Source organism: Kitasatospora sp. NPDC054939 (genome assembly GCF_053610105.1).
The window spans coordinates 40,807-56,623 of record NZ_JBSGXP010000039.1; the positions used below are offsets into that span (position 1 = coordinate 40,807).

The following is a 15,817-nucleotide window of genomic DNA, read 5'->3' on the forward strand; positions in this document are numbered from 1 at the left end:
TCTAGCGAGGGGGATCACCCATGTCAGAGGGTTTCGAGACGTCCGTTTCCGTTTCCGCGGTGGAGGCCGGGCCGGCCGGTGACAAGCAGGCCGTGACCGTGATCGGCCTGGGGCCGATGGGTCGGGCGATGGTCGGCGCGTACCTCGACGCCGGCCACCCGGTGACGGTCTGGAACCGTACGGCCGGGCGCGCCGGCGAGCTGGTGGCGCGCGGTGCCGTCGAGGCGGAGAGCGTGGAGGCGGCCGTCGCCGCCAGTGAGGTGGTGGTGCTGAGCCTGACCGACTACGACGCCGTGTACGCGGTCCTGGACCGCGCCGGGGCGGTGCTGGCCGGGAAGGTGGTCGTCAACCTCAGTTCCGACACCCCGGAGCGGGCGCGCGAGGCCGCCCGCCGGCTGGAGGGGATCGGCGCCGTGCAGCTGACCGGCGGGGTGCGGGTGCCGCCGTCGGGGATCGGCAAGCCCGAGTCCTCCACCTTCTACAGCGGCCCGGCCGAGGTGTTCGAGCGGCACCGGGGGCTGCTGGAGGTGCTCACCGCCGCCGACTTCCGCGGCGAGGACCCCGGGATCGCCGCGCTGTACTACCAGATGGAGATGGACTTCTTCTGGACCGCGATGCTCGGCTACCTGCACGCAACGGCGGTGGCCGAGGCCAACGGCATCTCGGCCGAGGAGTTCCTGCCGTACGCCGCGTCGAGCGCCGCCGCACTGCCCGGCTTCATGGGGTTCTACGCGCCGAGGATCGTGGCCGGGCACCACGAGGGCGACGTCGACCGGCTCGCCATGGGGCTGGCGAGCGTCGACCACGTCCTGCACACGGTGGAGTCCTCGGGGGTGGACGGAGCGCTGCCGTCCCTCCTGGTGGACACCTTCCGGCGCGGTGTCGAGGCGGGCCACGGGCCGGACAGCCTGACCAGCCTGGTCGGGCTGCTGAAGCGGTAGCCCGTGGGTGCCCGTCGGCGTCCGGCGGTACGGGCCGCCGAGGATCCCAGGTGGAGGGTTCGCGGTGGATCCGCCCGGCGCCGGCCGTTGTCCTGGTCGTGGCGCGCTGCCACTATGGTCCCCGCGGTTGCGGTTGCGGTTGCGGGTGCGGACGGGGCCGGTGGGGCGTTGCGGGGTCGGTGGGCAGCCCGGGAAAATCAGCCGGATCCCGGACAGTTGCACACTCAACGTAACGTGACATTGTACACTGGGGTCCTGCAACCACCGGAGGAACACCATGGCCGACCCCAAACCCCGCACCCTGATCTCCGTCCAGGAGCGGCTGCGCGACCAGGTGGCCCACGCCCTCCGGGCCGCTCTGATCTCCGGTGAGCTGCGCCCCGGGGTGGTCTACTCCGCTCCTGCCCTGGCCGCCGACTTCGGTGTCTCCGCGACGCCCGTCCGCGAGGCCATGCTCGACCTCGCCCGCGAGGGCCTGGTCGAGGCCGTCCGCAACAAGGGCTTCCGCGTCACCGAGCTGACCGAGCGCGACCTCGACGAGTACACCGAGATCCGCGCCCTGATCGAGGTCCCTACGGTCGGCCGGGTCACCCGGAGCGCCGCCGCCGAGGAACTGGAGGCGCTGCGCCCCCAGGCCGAGGCGATCGTGGCCGCCGCCCGCCGGCACGACCTCATCGGCTACCTGGAGGCCGACCGGCAGTTCCACCTCGACCTGCTCGGGCTGGCCGGCAACAGCCACCTGGTCGAGGTCGTCGGCGACCTGCGCAAGCGCTCCCGCCTCTACGGCCTCACCCGGCTCGACCAGCGCGGCGAGCTGGTCTCCTCCGCCGAGGAGCACCTGGAGCTGCTGGACCTGATGATCAGCGGCGACGCCGAGGCCGCGGAGTCCTGCATGGCCCGCCACCTCGGCCACATCCGCTCGCTCTGGGCCGCCAACCAGGAGGAGTCCGAGGACGAGCGTTCCGCACTGCGCCTGCGCGCCCGGTAGGGACCCGCAGACGCGCCCCCGCGCGGTCACGGCGCTGCCGCCGCGACCGTGAGGCGGCCGTCGTGGACCTCGGCCACCCGGTCCACGGCGGTCAGGTGCGTCCGGTCGTGGGTGACGAGCACGGTGGCGGTGGCACCGCGGTGGGTGAGGTCGGTGATCAGGTCGATCACGGCGGCTCCGCGTTCGTGGTCGAGGGCGCTGGTGGGTTCGTCGATCAGCAGGACCGTCGGGTCGTTCATCAGCGCGCGGGCGATGTTGACGCGCTGGCGCTGACCGCCGGAGAGCTGGTGCGGGCGGCGGCCGGCCTCCGCGGTGAGACCGACCGCCCCGAGGAGGTCGTAGGCCCGGCCGGAGGCACTGCGGGGGGTGTGCCCGTCGAGGTGCGCCATGACCAGCAGCTGCTCCAGCGCCGTGAGCGAGGGCAGCAGATTGGACTGCTGGAAGACGATGCCGATCCGCTCCCGGCGCAATGCGGTGAGCTCGGCGCGGCTCAGCCCGGTGGTGTCGGTGCCGTCGACGACCACCCGCCCCGAGTCCGCCGCGATCAGGGTCGCCGCGACGGCCAGCAGGCTGGACTTCCCGGAGCCGGACGGGCCGACCACGGCGGTGATCGAGCCCCGGGGGACGGTGAGCGAGACGTCGTCGAGGGCGGTCAGCCGCTCGTCGCCGTCCGGGTAGCTCAGCGTGATGCGGTCGAGGTGCAGGCTCATCGGGCACTCCCCAGGGCGGTCAGCGGGTCGACGGCGGTGATCCGGCGGACGGACAAGGCGGCGCCGACGGCGCCCAGGGCGATCATCACGGCGGCGGGCAGGAGCAGCGTCGGGGCGTCCAGGACGAACGGCACCGCGGAGGCCACCACGGAGCCGGCGGCCAGGGCGATCGCCGTCCCGGCGGCCGTACCGAGGGCCAGCAGCACCACGGCCTGGCCGAGGGCGTCCCGCAGCAGGTACCGGGTGGAGGCGCCGAGCGCCTTCAGTACGGCGATGTCGGCGCTGCGCTGGATCGTCCAGACGGTGAAGAAGGCGCCGATCACCAGGGCCGAGATGGCGAACAGGAAGCCGCGCATCAGCTGGAGCGAGCCGTTCTCCGAGGTGTAGGAGCCGATCGCGGCGAGCGAGTCGTCACGGCTGCGGGTCTCGGTGCCGAGCCGGGCGTCGGCGGCGGACCGGTCCGCCCCCCGGGAGGTGGTCAGGGCGATCACGGTGGCCCCGCCCTCGGCGGTCGGGGAGATCCGCTGCCAGTCGGCCAGGCCGGTCCACACCACCGGGGTGTGGCTGAAGTGGGCGTCACCCGACACGGCCGCGACCCGGAAGCTCCGCCCGGCCAGGCTGAAGTCCGCACCCGGGGCCAGCCCGCCCAGGCTCTCGGCGGCGGCCTCGGAGAGCACGGCCCGGCCCGGGCCGATCAGCGCGCCCTGCGGGGCGAGCCCGGAGCCGTCCGGCACCCCGAAGGCGGAGAGCGCGGCCGTCCGGCTGCCGGCGCCGGCCCTGGTGGTGGTGATGCCCAGCGGCTCGGCCGACCGGACGCCCGGCACCCCCGCCCAGGCCTCCCACTGCTCCGGCGTCACCCGCGAGTCCGTGAAGGAGAGCTTCTGCCCGTCCGCGGGGCGGCCGAAGGCCAGGTGGTCGGCGGACAGCCCGGTGATCGCCGACACGTTCTGCCGGCCGAGCCCGGCCGTCAACCCCGACAACAGGCCGACCAGCACGGTGATCAGCACGACGACGGCCCCCATCAGGGCGAACCGCCCCTTGGCGAACGCCAGATCCCTCCAGGCGACGAACACGTCTCCTCATTTCTCCCGGGGACTTCCTCCGACGCTGCCACTCTCGTCGGCCCGGGGGCGGTCCGGCATCGCACCGCGGATTGCTTCCTGAGCATCAAAGGGAAGAGCGCGAGTTCAACCCTTTGATTGATGTCGCGGCCCGGCGAAGGCCCCTACTCTGGACAAATGGCGTCCGAACGACCCCGCACCACATCCGTCGCCCGCGTACTCCAGCTCTGCCTGCACCTGCTGGTCGCGGGCCTCCTCGGCCTCGCCGTCGCCCGCGCCGCCGTCGGCCGCGGCGGCGACCCGGCGGGGGTCGCCTCCGCCTGCCTGGCGATGGCCGCGGTCCACACGGCCGGCCCGTTCCTGCCCGCGGTCCGCCGCTCGCACCGGGCCGCCGCGCTCTGGCTGGCCCTGCTGGGCGTCACCTGGGCGGGCACGCTGGTCGCCACCCAGGACGCGGTCTGGCTCGCCTTCCCGCTCTACTTCCTGGAGCTGCACCTGCTCGGCCGCCGGGCCGGCCCGGCGGCCGTGGCGCTCACCGCGGTCGCCGCCATCACCGCCTACGCCTGGCACCAGCACGCCGTGAGCGTCGCCGCCGCGATCGGCCCGGCGCTGGGCGCGGCCGTCGCCGTCGCCACCGTGCTCGGCTACCAGGCGCTCTACCGGGAGAGCGAGGAGCGCCGCCGGCTCATCGACGAACTCACCGCCGCCCGCGCCGACCTCGCCGCCGCCCACCACGCCGCCGGCGTCCAGGCCGAGCGCGAGCGCCTCGCCCGGGAGATCCACGACACCCTCGCGCAGAGCCTGTCCAGCATCCAACTGCTGCTGCGCGCCGCCCAGCGCGCCCTGCCGGACCGGACCGGAGCCGCCGCCGACTACGTGGAGCAGGCCCGGCAGGCCGCCCAGGACAACCTGGCCGAGGCCCGCCGCTTCGTCCGCGCCCTCACCCCGCCGGACCTGGAGGGCTCCTCGCTGCCCGCCGCCCTCGAACGGCTCTGCGCCACGACCACCGTGCGCGACCGGCTCGACGTGCGGCTGCACGTGTGCGGCGACCCGGTGCCGCTGCCGGTGCCGCACGAGGTCGCGCTGCTGCGCATCGCCCAGTCCGCGCTCGGCAACGCCGTCCGGCACGCCGAGGCCGACCGCGCCGAGGTGACGCTCAGCTACATGGGGGACGAGGTCGCCCTGGACGTGCTGGACGACGGCAAGGGCTTCGACCCGGCCGGAGCCGGGCGCGCCGCGGGGCCGGCCGGAGCCACTGGAGCGGCCGGAGCCGCCGGAGCCACCGGCGAGGGCGGCCCGACGGCCACAGGGACCACCCGGACCACCGGTACGGCAGGGACGGCCCGGGAGGACGGCGGGTTCGGGCTGCCGTCCATGCGGGCCAGGGCCCGGGCGCTGGGCGGTACCTTCGCCCTGGAGTCCGCCCCCGGGCAGGGGACGGCGCTCGCCGTGCTGCTCCCGGTCCCGGTCCCGGCGCCGGTGCCGGTGCCGGTGGAGGAGCGGGGGCCGATACCCGGGCCCGCCGGGCACCCGGCGTCCACCAAGCCGCTGGTACGGGAACTGTCATGAGGGAGGAGGAGCGGTGACCGAGCCGATCCGGCTGCTGCTGGCCGATGACCATCCGGTGGTCCGGGCGGGGCTGCGGGCCGTCCTGGAGACCGAGGCCGACCTCCAAGTCGTGGCCGAGGCGGCCACCGCGGAGCGGGCCGTCGAGCTGGCGGAGCAGGTACCGGTCGACGTCGTCCTGATGGACCTCCAGTTCGGTCCGGGTTCGGCGATGAACGGCGCCCAGGCCACGGCGGCGATCACCGCGCGGGCGCAGTCCCCGCGCGTCCTGATCGTCACCACCTACGACACCGACGCGGACACCCTGCCCGCCTTGGAAGCCGGTGCCACCGGCTACCTACTGAAGGACGCCCCGCCCGAGGAACTCGCCGCCGCCGTGCGGTCGGCGGCGGCCGGACGGTCCACCCTCGCCGCGACCGTGGCCGACCGGCTGCTGGAGCGCATGCGGACCCCGTCGGCGGCGCTCAGCGCGCGGGAGACGGAGGTGCTGGGCCTGGTCGCGGACGGCCTCACCAACCAGCAGATCAGCCAGCACCTGCACCTGAGCCAGGCCACGGTGAAGTCCCACCTGGTGCACATCTACACCAAGCTCGGCGTCGACTCGCGCACCGCGGCGGTCCGGACGGCCCGGGCCCGCGGGCTCATCCGACGCGGCGGCTGAACCGGGCGGACGGAGCCGGGCTGACGGAACCGGGTGGACGGTACCGGGCGGGCCGCCCGGCTCCGAAGTGGCGGGCCGCCGAGGCGGCGGGCGAGCGTAGGGTGGAGCGGATCCGAACGGTACGGCGCAGCAGGAGGCACCCGGATGACCGGCCGGCTCGACCACCACGGCACCTCCAACGGCACCCCCGACGAGAGCAGCACCCCCGACCAGGACGGCAGCCCCCACGGCCCCGGCCGGAGTACCGGGACCGACGCGTCCGACCGCTCCCGCCTCGACCGCCGCTACCGCCTCGACCGTCTCGACCTGCCCGTCATCGGTGCGCCCATGGCCGGCGGTACGTCCACCCCCGAGCTGGTGGCGGCGGTGAACTCGGCCGGCGGGCTGGGGTTCCTGGCCGCCGGCTACCGGAGCGCGGCGGCGACGACCGAACAGGTGCACCGGGTACGGCAACTGACGGACCGCCCCTTCGGAGTGAACCTCTTCGTCCCGTCCGAGCCGGCGGATCCGGCCGCGGTGGCCGCCTACCGGGATCGGCTGCGCCCGGAGGCCGAGGCGGCGGGCGTCGCGCTGCCGGAACGCATCGAACCGGACCGGGACGACTGGGACGCCAAGATCGCCGCGCTGCTGGCGGACCCGGTGGCGGTGGTCTCGTACACCTTCGGGCTGCCCTCGCCGGAGGAGGCGGCCGCCCTGCGGTCGGTCGGCACCTTCCAGATCGGTACGGTCACCACCCCGGAGGAGGCCCGTCGGGCCGAGGCCGCGGGCCTGGACGCGCTCTGCGTCCAGGGCCCGGAGGCAGGCGGCCACCGGGGCACCCACCGGGTGGCGGACACCCCGGGCGACCTGCCGCTGCTCGAACTCCTGCGCGCCGTCGGGGCAGTGACGGACCTCCCGTTGATCGCGGCGGGCGGGATCGGGGACGGCCGGGCGGTGGCCTCCGCGCTGCGCGCCGGTGCGGTGGCGGTGCAGGTGGGGACGGCGCTGCTGCGGTCGGACGAGTCCGGAGCCTCGGCCGCGCACCGGGAGGCCCTCACCGCGTTCCCGGAGACGGTCGTGACCCGGGCCTTCACCGGCCGCCCGGGCCGCGGACTGCGGAACGCCTTCATCGACCGGCACTCGGCGTACGCACCGGCCGCGTACCCGGAGCTCCACCACCTGACCCAGCCCCTGCGCGCGGCGGCCGCGAAGCGCGCTGACACGGCGGGGATGCACCTGTGGGCGGGGGTGTCGCACCGCATGGCGGAGGCGGGCCCGGCCGCGGCGATCGTACGACGCCTGGCGGAACCCGCGCGGGGCTGACCGTCCGGGGGCGGGTGGATTCCGCCGAGGGTGAAGACCGGCCCGCCCGGTCCCGCCCCGACCTACAGTCCGGTCGTATGGCAACTGAACCGACAGCGATGCCGACGACGCCCACGCCGACGGCGGCATCAACGACTCCCATACCGACGACTCCCACGCCCACGCCCACGCCGACGACGTCAACGACGCCCACGCCCACGCCCACGCCGACGGCGGCATCAACCACCCCGACCCGGATCACCACGCGGACGGTCGAGTACCCGGCCGACGGGCTGACCATGGTCGGGCACCTCGCGCTCCCCGCCGGTACCGGCCGCCGGCCCGCGGTGCTGCTCGGGCCCGAGGGGCCGGGCCTGAACGACGTCCAGCGCCGCCGGGCCGACGCGCTCGCCGAACTGGGCTATGTGGCGCTGGCGTTCGACCTGCACGGCGGGCGCTGGTTCACCGACCCGCAGGAGATGCTGGAGCGCGCGATGCCGCTGCTCGCCGACCCGGACCGGCTGCGGGGCATCGGCCACGCGGCGCTCGACGTGCTGCGGGCCGAACCGCGGACCGATCCCGACCGGATCGCCGGGATCGGCTACGGCACCGGGGGCGCCGTCGTGCTGGAACTCGGGCGCGACGGCGTCGACCTGCGGGCGATCGGGACGGTCAACGCGCTGACCACGGGCCGCCCGGGCGAGGCGGCCCGGATCCGCTGCCCCGTGTGGGCCGGGGTCGGTTCGGAGGACCCGATCATGCCTGCTGCGCAACGGGAGGCGTTCGCCGCCGAGATGCAGGCCGCCGGGGTCGACTGGCGGCTGGTGGTCTACGGCGGCGCGCTGCACGCATTCCACCACCCGCCGGTCGACCAGGCCGTGGTGCCCGGTGTCGGCCACCACCCGGTGCACGCGCAGCGGGCCTGGCGCGACATCGTCGGCCTGCTCGCCGAGTGCCTGCCCGTGGCGGAGTGAGCCGGAGCCCCAAGGCCACCCACACCCCAACACCCCAACACCCCAACACCCCGGCACCCCGGACTTCAGCGCAGCAGCTCGGCCATCCACGCCTCGATGGCCGGCACGGTGCGCGGGAGGGCCCCGGACATCAGCTGCGCGCCGTCCTCGGTGATGAGCAGGTCGTCCTCGATGCGGATGCCGAGGCCGCGCAGTTCGACGGGGAGGGTCTCGTCGTCGGGCTGCAGGTAGAGGCCGGGTTCGACGGTGAGGACCTGGCCGGCCTCCAGGGTGCCGTCGAGGTAGGTCTCGGCGCGGGCCTTGGCGCAGTCGTGGACGTCGAGGCCGAGCATGTGCCCGCTGCTGCAGAGGGTGTAGCGGCGGTGGAGGCCGCTGTCCTCGCGGAGCGACTCCTCGGCGGGGATGCGCAGGACGCCCCAGTCGGCGAGTCCTTCGGCGATGACGCGCATGGCGGCGCGGTGGAAGTCGCGGAAGCTGGCGCCGGGGCGCAGTGCGGCGATGCCGGCGTCCTGGGCGGCGAGGACGAGTTCGTAGGCCTGGCGCTGGACGGGGGTGAAGCTGCCGCCGAGCGGGATGGTGCGGGTGATGTCGGCGGTGTAGAGGGTGTCGGTCTCGACGCCGGCGTCGAGCAGCAGCAGGGCGCCGGGGTCGAGCGGGCCGTCGTTGCGGATCCAGTGCAGGACGCAGGCGTGGGCACCGGAGGCGGCGATGGTGTCGTAGCCGGTGCCGTTGCCCTCGGCGCGGGCGCGCAGGTTGAAGACGCCCTCGATCCAGCGCTCGCCGCGGTGGTGGCGGAGGGCGGCGGGCAGGGCGCGGACGACGTCCTCGAAGCCGAGCACGGTGTGGTCGACGGAGAGCTGCAGCTGCTGGACCTCCCAGGCGTCCTTGACGAGCCGCAGTTCGGCGAGGACGGAGGCGAGGGCGGCGTCGCGTTCGCGCTGTTCGGGGGTGCCGGGGCGGCCGGTGGCGGCGTCGAGGACGGGGTCGGTGCCGGCGGCGACGCGGGTGGCGGGCTGCGGGCCGGTGAGCAGCTTGGCGAGGTCGTCGAGGTGCTCGGTGCGGATGCCGGTCAGCCGGGAGGCCTCGGCGAGGTCGGGGCGCCGGCCGACCCAGAACTCGCCGTAGCGGCGGTCGCGGTAGAACTCGGCGCCGCGCACCGGGTCGCCGCCGCGGGGGGAGCGGGGGCGCAGGTAGAGGACGGGTTCGTGGCCCTCGGGGCCGGTGGGTTCGAGGACGAGGACGTGGCCGACCTGGTCCTCGCCGGTGAGGCCGGTGAGCCAGGCGTAGGCGCTGTGCGGGCGGAAGCGGTAGTCGCAGTCGTTGCTGCGGACCTTGAGTTCGCCGGCCGGGACGACGAGGCGCTCGCCGGGGAAGGCGGCGGAGAGGCGGGCGCGGCGCGCGGGGGTGACGGCGGCGCCGGGGACGCGGCTGTCGGCGGGCAGCGGGGTGGCGGCCCAGGCGGTGCCCATGAAGGCGTCCAGGGCGGCGGAGACGGGGAGGTCGTGGCTGCCGGTGTTGAGTCGGGGCTGCTGGGCGGGGCCGGTGGCGGCGGCAGAGGACGCGGACTGGTCGAGGGTCACCGACGGTCTCCTTGGGGCTGGCGGGGTGCGGGGGCGGGTGGCGGAGTGCTGGCCTGCACGGACACAGCTCGGTAACGGGCGGCGCCACCTCTTGTGCAGTGCAATTTCACATTACTATGTTACGGGTCACACCGCGGAGCAGGCCAGACCCCGACAGGGAGGGCACCCTCCCGGTCGGCCCCGGATCAGCCCCGGGGCGAACCTCGGGCCCACGTCCGGCCCCCCACTGCGGAGTTGCACATGACCAGGCGCACCCATGCCGCCCTCGCGGCCACGATCGCAGCAGCACTCACCCTCGGCCTCGGGGCCTGCGGCAAGAACGAGAAGAGCGGCGGCAGCGCGGCGGCCGGTTCCACCAAGGCCCCCGGCGCCGAGTCCGGCTCCATCGTCGGCGGCACGCCCACCAAGGGCGGCACCCTCACGGTGCTGTCCAACCAGGACTTCGCCCACCTCGACCCGGCCCGCAACTGGACGCTGCCGACCATGGACTTCGGCACCCGGCTGCTCTACCGCACGCTGGTCACCTTCAAGGCCGAGCCGGGCAAGGGCGGCAGCGAGATCGTCCCCGACCTGGCCACCGACGTCGGCCGCCCGTCCGACGGCGGCAAGACCTGGACCTTCACCCTCAAGGACGGGCTGAAGTACGAGGACGGCAGCCCGATCAAGTCCTCCGACATCAAGTACAACGTCGAGCGCTCCTTCTCGCCGGACCTCACCGGCGGCCCCGACTACGCCCAGCAGTACCTGGAGGGCGGCGAGGGCTACAAGGGCCCGCTCACCGGCCAGCACCTGGACAGCATCCAGACGCCGGACGACAAGACGATCGTCTTCAAGCTGAAGCGCCCGGTCGCCGAGTTCTCGTACACCGCGACGCTGCCGACCTTCGCGCCCGTCCCGCCGTCGCAGGAGAAGGGCACCCAGTACGACCTGCGCCCGTTCTCCTCCGGCCCGTACAAGATCGAGTCGTACGACCGCGGCAAGCAGCTCGTGCTGGTCCGCAACGCCAACTGGGACCCGGGCACCGACAAGGTCCGCAAGGCGTACCCGGACAGGATCGTGGTCGTGCAGGGCCTCAAGGGCGGCCAGGTGGACGACCGGCTGATCGCCAGCGCCGGCGCGGACGCCTCCGCGGTCGAGATCCCGTGGATGCGCCCGGAGTCGGTCGGCAAGGTGCTGCCCAAGGCGGACGTCAAGGCCCGCCTGGTCGGCGAGATGACCGGCTGTACGGACATGCTGTACATGAACACCTCCAAGGCGCCCTTCGACGACCCGAAGGTCCGCGAGGCGATGATGTACGCGGTCGACAAGGAGGCCCAGGTCACCGCGTGGGGCGGCCCGGCGCTGACCGACGTCGCGACCTCCTTCCTGCCGCCCGCGCTGACCGGCGGCGTGAAGTCGGACCCGCTGAAGGTCCCGGCGGCCGGCGACCAGAACAAGGCCAAGGAACTGCTGAAGGCGGCCGGCAAGTCCGACCTCAAGGTCACCTTCACCGTCTCCACCGGTGACAAGACCCGTGCCGAGGCGCTCCAGCAGTCGCTGGCCAAGGCCGGCATCCAGGTCACCATCAACACGGTCGACCCGTCCGCGTACACCGACGCCATGGGCGACACCAAGAACGCGCCCGACCTGTCGATGAGCGGCTGGTGCCCGGACTACCCGTCCGGCGCGACCTTCATCCCCTTCGTCTTCGACGGCCGCACCATCAAGGAGAAGGGCAACCAGGGCAACTACAGCCAGTTCCGGGACCAGGCCACCATGGACCGGATCGACCAGATCAACGCGATGTCCGACGTCAACGAGGCCAACGCCGCCTGGATGAAGCTCGACGAGGAGCTCATGAGGAAGGCGCCCGCCGTGCCGCTGCTGTGGCAGCGCCGTGCCCTGCTGGTCGGTGACAACATCGCCGGGGCGTACGGCCACCCGAGCTGGGCCGGCATGTTCGACTTCGCCACGATCGGTCTCAAGGACCCCTCGAAGAGCCAGGGCTGAGGGACCGCCACCGATGAGTTCAACCACTGAGCCCGCCGCCGTGGCCACCACGGCGGCGGGCCCCGCGAAGGCCGCGGGCCGCGGCCCCTGGCGGCTGGTCTGGGACCAGCTCTGGGCGAAGGGCTCGGCCCGGTTCGGCCTGCTGATGGTCGGGGTGCTCGTCCTGCTCACCGCGCTGGCCACCCCGCTCAGCGCCCTGGGCGGCTGGACGCCCGAGGAGTTCGACAAGACCGCGATCGACCCGTACCTGGGCGGACTGCCGATCGGCGGCTTCGGCGGGATCGGCCCCGACCACTGGCTCGGCGTGGAACCCGCCACCGGCCGCGACCTGTTCGCGCGGGTGCTGCACGGCGGCCAGGTGTCGCTGATGATCGCCTTCGTCGCCACCGCCGTGGTCGTCGTCGCCGGCACGCTGGCCGGCATCGCGGCCGGCTACTTCGGCGGGCGCGTCGACTCGGTGCTCTCCCGGCTGATGGACCTCACGATGTCCTTCCCCTCGCTGATCTTCATGATCGCGATGATGTCGGTCGCCAAGGACGTCAACCGGATCGTGCTGATGACCACGGTGATCGGCCTGTTCGGCTGGCCCGGCATCGCCCGCGTGGTCCGCGGCCAGACCCTCTCGCTCAAGCACCGCGAGTACGTGGAGGCCGCCAAGGTCGGCGGCGCCCGCTCCTGGCGCATCCTCACCCGCGAGATCCTGCCGAACGTCTCCGGCCCGATCATCGCGTACACCACGCTGCTGATCCCCGGCATGATCAGCACCGAGGCCGCACTCAGCTACCTCGGCGTGGGCGTCCGCCCGCCGACCCCGTCCTGGGGCCAGATGATCGCCGAGTCCATCGGCTTCTACGAGACCGACCCGACCTACTTCCTGATCCCGACGGTCTTCCTGTTCCTCGCCGTGCTCGCCTTCACCCTGCTCGGGGACGCGCTGCGCGACATCCTCGACCCCCGGGGAGGCCGGTCGTGATCCTCTACCTCGGCCGGCGCCTGCTCGGCATGGCGGGCGTGCTGCTCGCCATCTGCGCCATCACCTTCACCATCTTCTACCTGCTCCCCAACGACCCCGCGGCGGCGGCCTGCGGCAAGTCCTGCAGCACCGAACGGCTGCAGGAGGTCAAGATCGCGATGGGCCTGGACAAGCCCGTCTGGGAGCAGTTCGGCGCCTACCTGGTCGGCATCTTCGCCGGACGCGACTACGGCACCGGCCCCACCGCGATCCGCTGCGAGTTCCCCTGCCTCGGCTACTCCTACGACTACTCGGTGCCGGTCTGGAACCTGCTCGCCGACCGCCTGCCGGTCTCCGCCTCGCTGGCCTTCGGCGCCGGCGTGCTCTGGCTGATCATCGGCCTCGGCACCGGCGTGGTCTCGGCCCTGCGCAAGGGCAGCGCCACCGACCGGACCCTGATGGTGTTCTCGGTCGGCGCGGCCTCGCTGCCGGTCTACTTCACCTCGATCATGCTGATCTGGGGCGTCGTCCGGACCACCGGGCTGCTGCCCTACCCGCAGTACGCGAAGTTCACCGACGACCCGCTCGGCTGGGCCTCCAACCTGCTGCTGCCCTGGCTCGCCCTCGCCCTGCTCTACGCCGCCCAGTACGCGCGGCAGAGCCGCAACTCGATGATCGAGACGATGGTCGAGCCGTACATCCGCACCGCCCGCGCCAAGGGCATGCCCGCCCGCACCGTCACCGTCAAGCACGGGCTGCGGGCCGGCATGACGCCGATCCTCACCATCTTCGGCATGGACCTGGGCGGACTGCTCGCCGGCGCCGTCATCACCGAGTCGATCTTCGGACTGCCCGGGATCGGCCGGCTCTTCTACGACGCGCTGGTCCGCTCCGACCAGCCCGTCATCCTCGGCGTCACCCTGCTCGCGGCCTTCTTCATCGTCGCGGCGAACCTGCTGGTCGACCTGCTCTACGCGTTCGTCGACCCGAGAGTGAGGTACTGATGGCCCGCCTCTTGGAGGTCGCCGACCTCCGGGTCTCCTTCGACACCCCGCGCGGCACCGTACGGGCCGTGGACGGCATCTCCTTCACCGTCGAATCGGGGCGCACCCTCGGCCTGGTCGGCGAGTCCGGCTCCGGGAAGTCCGTCACCTCCCTCGCCGTGATGGGCCTGCACCGCGGCGCCGCCGTCACCGGCTCCATCCGGCTCACCGGCCAGGAGCTGATCGGCCTGCCCGAGCGGCAGCTCAACACCGTCCGGGGCCGGCGGATCGCGATGATCTTCCAGGACCCGCTCTCCAGCCTGCACCCCTTCTACACCGTCGGCGAACAGATCGCCGAGCACTACCGGGTGCACTTCCGGGCCTCCCGGCAGGCCGGCCGCAAGGTCGCCGTCGAGATGCTCGGCGAGGTCGGCATCCCCGAACCCGGCCGCCGGGTCGACGAGTACCCGCACCAGTTCTCCGGCGGCATGCGCCAGCGCGTCATGATCGCCATGGCCCTGGCCTGCGAACCCGAGCTGCTGATCGCCGACGAGCCCACCACCGCCCTCGACGTCACCGTCCAGGCGCAGATCCTCGACCTGATCGCCCGCATCCAGCAGGACCGCGGCCTCGGCGTCGTCATGATCACCCACGACCTCGGCGTGGTCGCCCGGGTCGCCCACGACGTCCTGGTCATGTACGGCGGCCGGGCCGCCGAACAGGCCCCCGTCGAACGGCTGTTCGCCGCCCCCGCGCACCCCTACACCCGAGGGCTGCTCGACTCCCTGCCCCGGCTCGACGACACCGACGACGCCCCGCTGCGGGCCATCCCCGGCAGCCCGCCGTCGCTGATCGCCCCCGCCCCCGGCTGCTCCTTCGCCCCGCGCTGCGCCCGCACCACCGCCGCGACCGCCGAGGACCACGCCCGCTGCCTGGCCGACCGACCCGTGCTCGGCCTGCTCGCCCCCGGCCACAGTGCCGCCTGCCACCTGCCGCTGGTGTCGGAAGGAGCCCGCACATGACCGAGCCCCTGCTGTCCGTACGGGACCTGGTCAAGACCTTCCCCGGACGCCGCAGCCGCAGCGGCCGGCCCGGCGCCCCGATCCGGGCCGTCGACGGCGTCGGCTTCGACGTGGGCAAGGGCGAGACCCTGGGCCTGGTCGGCGAGTCCGGCTGCGGCAAGTCCACCACCGGCCGGATGATCGTCCGGCTGCTCGACCCGACCTCCGGCACCGTCACCTTCGACGGCACCGAGATCGGCGGCCTGACGCAGAAGCAGCTGCGCCCGCACCGGCGGCGGCTGCAGATGGTCTTCCAGGACCCGTACTCCTCGCTCAACCCCCGGCAGACCGTCGCCCGGATCATCTCCGAACCGCTGCTGGTCCAGGGCGCCGACGCGGCCGGGGCGCGCAGGCGGGCCGCCGAACTCATGGAGCTCGTCGGCCTGATCCCCGAGCACCTCGACCGCTACCCGCACGAGTTCTCCGGCGGGCAGGCGCAGCGCATCGGGATCGCCCGCTCGCTGGCCACCTCGCCGGAGCTGGTCGTCGCCGACGAGCCGGTCTCCGCGCTGGATGTCTCCATCCAGGCCCAGGTGGTCAACCTGATGGAGCGGCTGCAGCAGGAACTGGGCCTGGCCTACATCTTCATCGCGCACGACCTCTCGGTGGTCAAGCGGGTCTGCGACCGGGTCGCGGTGATGTACCTCGGGCGGATCGTCGAGATCGGCGACAAGCACGAGGTGTACGGCAACCCGGCGCACCCGTACACCAGGGCGCTGCTGTCGGCGGTGCCGCTGCCCGACCCGGCGGCCGAGCGGGCCCGGGAGCGGATCGTGCTGCTCGGCGACCCGCCGAGCCCGGCCAACCCGCCGTCGGGGTGCACCTTCCACCCGCGCTGCCCGAAGGCGCAGGAGGTGTGCCGAACCGAGCGTCCGCTGCTGCAGATCGCCGGCCCCGGCACCCGGCAGGCGGCCTGCCACTTCCCGGAGGCCGTCACGTAGCCCCACCACCCAGCCGCCGTACCGTCGGGCACCCCCCACGCCCCGCGGTACGGCCTCCACCCGGGGACGGCTCCGTCCGTTCCCGTCCCGGCCCCCGGCCGGGCGCGGCGGGGAACCTAACGCTGTTGT

Annotated in this window: 14 protein-coding genes; 11 read left to right on the forward strand and 3 right to left on the reverse strand. The window is 73.7% G+C overall.

Annotated features, from left to right (window positions below; genetic code table 11):
* Positions 1-20: 20 nt before the first annotated feature.
* Both ACWGB8_RS14205 and ACWGB8_RS14210 read left to right on the forward strand, forming a co-directional pair.
* Positions 21-941: an NAD(P)-dependent oxidoreductase gene (locus ACWGB8_RS14205; protein WP_452213459.1), complete on the forward strand. Its 921-nt coding sequence runs from the start codon at positions 21-23 to the stop codon at positions 939-941.
* Positions 942-1,218: 277 nt separating this feature from the next.
* Positions 1,219-1,929 carry a GntR family transcriptional regulator gene (locus ACWGB8_RS14210; RefSeq protein ID WP_452213460.1) on the forward strand — a complete coding sequence of 237 codons (711 nt, stop codon included), beginning with the start codon at positions 1,219-1,221 and terminating at the stop codon, positions 1,927-1,929.
* Positions 1,930-1,955: 26 nt separating this feature from the next.
* On the opposite strand, the gene ACWGB8_RS14215 is transcribed toward ACWGB8_RS14210, so the two are convergent.
* Both ACWGB8_RS14215 and ACWGB8_RS14220 read right to left on the reverse strand, forming a co-directional pair.
* A complete protein-coding gene (locus tag ACWGB8_RS14215; RefSeq protein ID WP_452213462.1) occupies positions 1,956-2,639 on the reverse strand; it encodes an ABC transporter ATP-binding protein in 684 nt (227 codons plus the stop codon).
* Entirely contained in the window at positions 2,636-3,712 is a 1,077-nt protein-coding gene (locus tag ACWGB8_RS14220; protein ID WP_452213463.1) for an ABC transporter permease, read from the reverse strand. Before ACWGB8_RS14220 ends, ACWGB8_RS14215 begins: the two co-directional genes overlap by 4 nt.
* A 165-nt stretch (positions 3,713-3,877) precedes the next feature.
* Between ACWGB8_RS14220 and ACWGB8_RS14225 the strand changes: the two genes are divergently transcribed.
* The 4 genes from ACWGB8_RS14225 to ACWGB8_RS14240 all read left to right on the forward strand — a co-directional run bounded on the left by ACWGB8_RS14225 (position 3,878) and on the right by ACWGB8_RS14240 (position 8,182).
* Positions 3,878-5,269, forward strand: a complete 1,392-nt coding sequence (locus ACWGB8_RS14225; RefSeq protein ID WP_452213465.1) for a sensor histidine kinase — start codon at positions 3,878-3,880, stop codon at positions 5,267-5,269.
* A 13-nt stretch (positions 5,270-5,282) separates the two neighbouring features.
* Positions 5,283-5,927: a response regulator gene (locus ACWGB8_RS14230; RefSeq protein ID WP_452213467.1), complete on the forward strand. Its 645-nt coding sequence runs from the start codon at positions 5,283-5,285 to the stop codon at positions 5,925-5,927.
* 144 nt (positions 5,928-6,071) lie between these two features.
* A complete protein-coding gene (locus tag ACWGB8_RS14235) occupies positions 6,072-7,229 on the forward strand; it encodes an NAD(P)H-dependent flavin oxidoreductase (protein ID WP_452213468.1) in 1,158 nt (385 codons plus the stop codon).
* A gap of 278 nt (positions 7,230-7,507) precedes the next feature.
* Positions 7,508-8,182: a dienelactone hydrolase family protein gene (locus ACWGB8_RS14240; protein WP_452213470.1), complete on the forward strand. Its 675-nt coding sequence runs from the start codon at positions 7,508-7,510 to the stop codon at positions 8,180-8,182.
* 65 nt (positions 8,183-8,247) lie between these two features.
* On the opposite strand, the gene ACWGB8_RS14245 is transcribed toward ACWGB8_RS14240, so the two are convergent.
* Positions 8,248-9,762 carry an aminopeptidase P family protein gene (locus tag ACWGB8_RS14245; protein WP_452213471.1) on the reverse strand — a complete coding sequence of 505 codons (1,515 nt, stop codon included), beginning with the start codon at positions 9,760-9,762 and terminating at the stop codon, positions 8,248-8,250.
* A 240-nt stretch (positions 9,763-10,002) separates the two neighbouring features.
* Between ACWGB8_RS14245 and ACWGB8_RS14250 the strand changes: the two genes are divergently transcribed.
* The 5 genes from ACWGB8_RS14250 to ACWGB8_RS14270 all read left to right on the forward strand — a co-directional run bounded on the left by ACWGB8_RS14250 (position 10,003) and on the right by ACWGB8_RS14270 (position 15,688).
* Complete coding sequence (locus tag ACWGB8_RS14250) at positions 10,003-11,751, forward strand: ABC transporter substrate-binding protein (protein ID WP_452213473.1); 1,749 nt, start codon at positions 10,003-10,005, stop codon at positions 11,749-11,751.
* Positions 11,752-11,896: 145 nt separating this feature from the next.
* Positions 11,897-12,724, forward strand: coding sequence for an ABC transporter permease (locus ACWGB8_RS14255; protein WP_452213486.1), 828 nt, complete (start codon positions 11,897-11,899; stop codon positions 12,722-12,724).
* The gene (locus ACWGB8_RS14260) at positions 12,721-13,707 is read left to right on the forward strand and encodes an ABC transporter permease (RefSeq protein WP_452213475.1); all 987 of its coding nucleotides are present in this window, start codon (positions 12,721-12,723) and stop codon (positions 13,705-13,707) included. The genes ACWGB8_RS14255 and ACWGB8_RS14260 overlap by 4 nt, the downstream gene beginning before the upstream one ends.
* Positions 13,707-14,708 (forward strand): ABC transporter ATP-binding protein, encoded by a 1,002-nt coding sequence (locus tag ACWGB8_RS14265; protein WP_452213476.1) that lies wholly within the window; start codon positions 13,707-13,709, stop codon positions 14,706-14,708. The genes ACWGB8_RS14260 and ACWGB8_RS14265 overlap by 1 nt, the downstream gene beginning before the upstream one ends.
* The gene (locus ACWGB8_RS14270; protein WP_452213478.1) at positions 14,705-15,688 is read left to right on the forward strand and encodes an ABC transporter ATP-binding protein; all 984 of its coding nucleotides are present in this window, start codon (positions 14,705-14,707) and stop codon (positions 15,686-15,688) included. The genes ACWGB8_RS14265 and ACWGB8_RS14270 overlap by 4 nt, the downstream gene beginning before the upstream one ends.
* The last annotated feature ends 129 nt before the right edge of the window (positions 15,689-15,817 follow it).

What these genes read in the sequence shown, in the direction of transcription:
- ACWGB8_RS14215 (WP_452213462.1), bottom strand. Translation starts at nt 2,639, where the DNA reads ATGAGCCTGCACCTCGACCGCATCACGCTGAGCTACCCGGACGGCGAC.
- ACWGB8_RS14205 (WP_452213459.1), top strand. Translation starts at nt 21, where the DNA reads ATGTCAGAGGGTTTCGAGACGTCCGTTTCCGTTTCCGCGGTGGAGGCC.
- ACWGB8_RS14210 (WP_452213460.1), top strand. Translation starts at nt 1,219, where the DNA reads ATGGCCGACCCCAAACCCCGCACCCTGATCTCCGTCCAGGAGCGGCTG.
- ACWGB8_RS14235 (WP_452213468.1), top strand. Translation starts at nt 6,072, where the DNA reads ATGACCGGCCGGCTCGACCACCACGGCACCTCCAACGGCACCCCCGAC.
- ACWGB8_RS14240 (WP_452213470.1), top strand. Translation starts at nt 7,508, where the DNA reads ATGGTCGGGCACCTCGCGCTCCCCGCCGGTACCGGCCGCCGGCCCGCG.
- ACWGB8_RS14250 (WP_452213473.1), top strand. Translation starts at nt 10,003, where the DNA reads ATGACCAGGCGCACCCATGCCGCCCTCGCGGCCACGATCGCAGCAGCA.
- ACWGB8_RS14270 (WP_452213478.1), top strand. Translation starts at nt 14,705, where the DNA reads ATGACCGAGCCCCTGCTGTCCGTACGGGACCTGGTCAAGACCTTCCCC.
- ACWGB8_RS14225 (WP_452213465.1), top strand. Translation starts at nt 3,878, where the DNA reads ATGGCGTCCGAACGACCCCGCACCACATCCGTCGCCCGCGTACTCCAG.
- ACWGB8_RS14255 (WP_452213486.1), top strand. Translation starts at nt 11,897, where the DNA reads ATGGTCGGGGTGCTCGTCCTGCTCACCGCGCTGGCCACCCCGCTCAGC.
- ACWGB8_RS14265 (WP_452213476.1), top strand. Translation starts at nt 13,707, where the DNA reads ATGGCCCGCCTCTTGGAGGTCGCCGACCTCCGGGTCTCCTTCGACACC.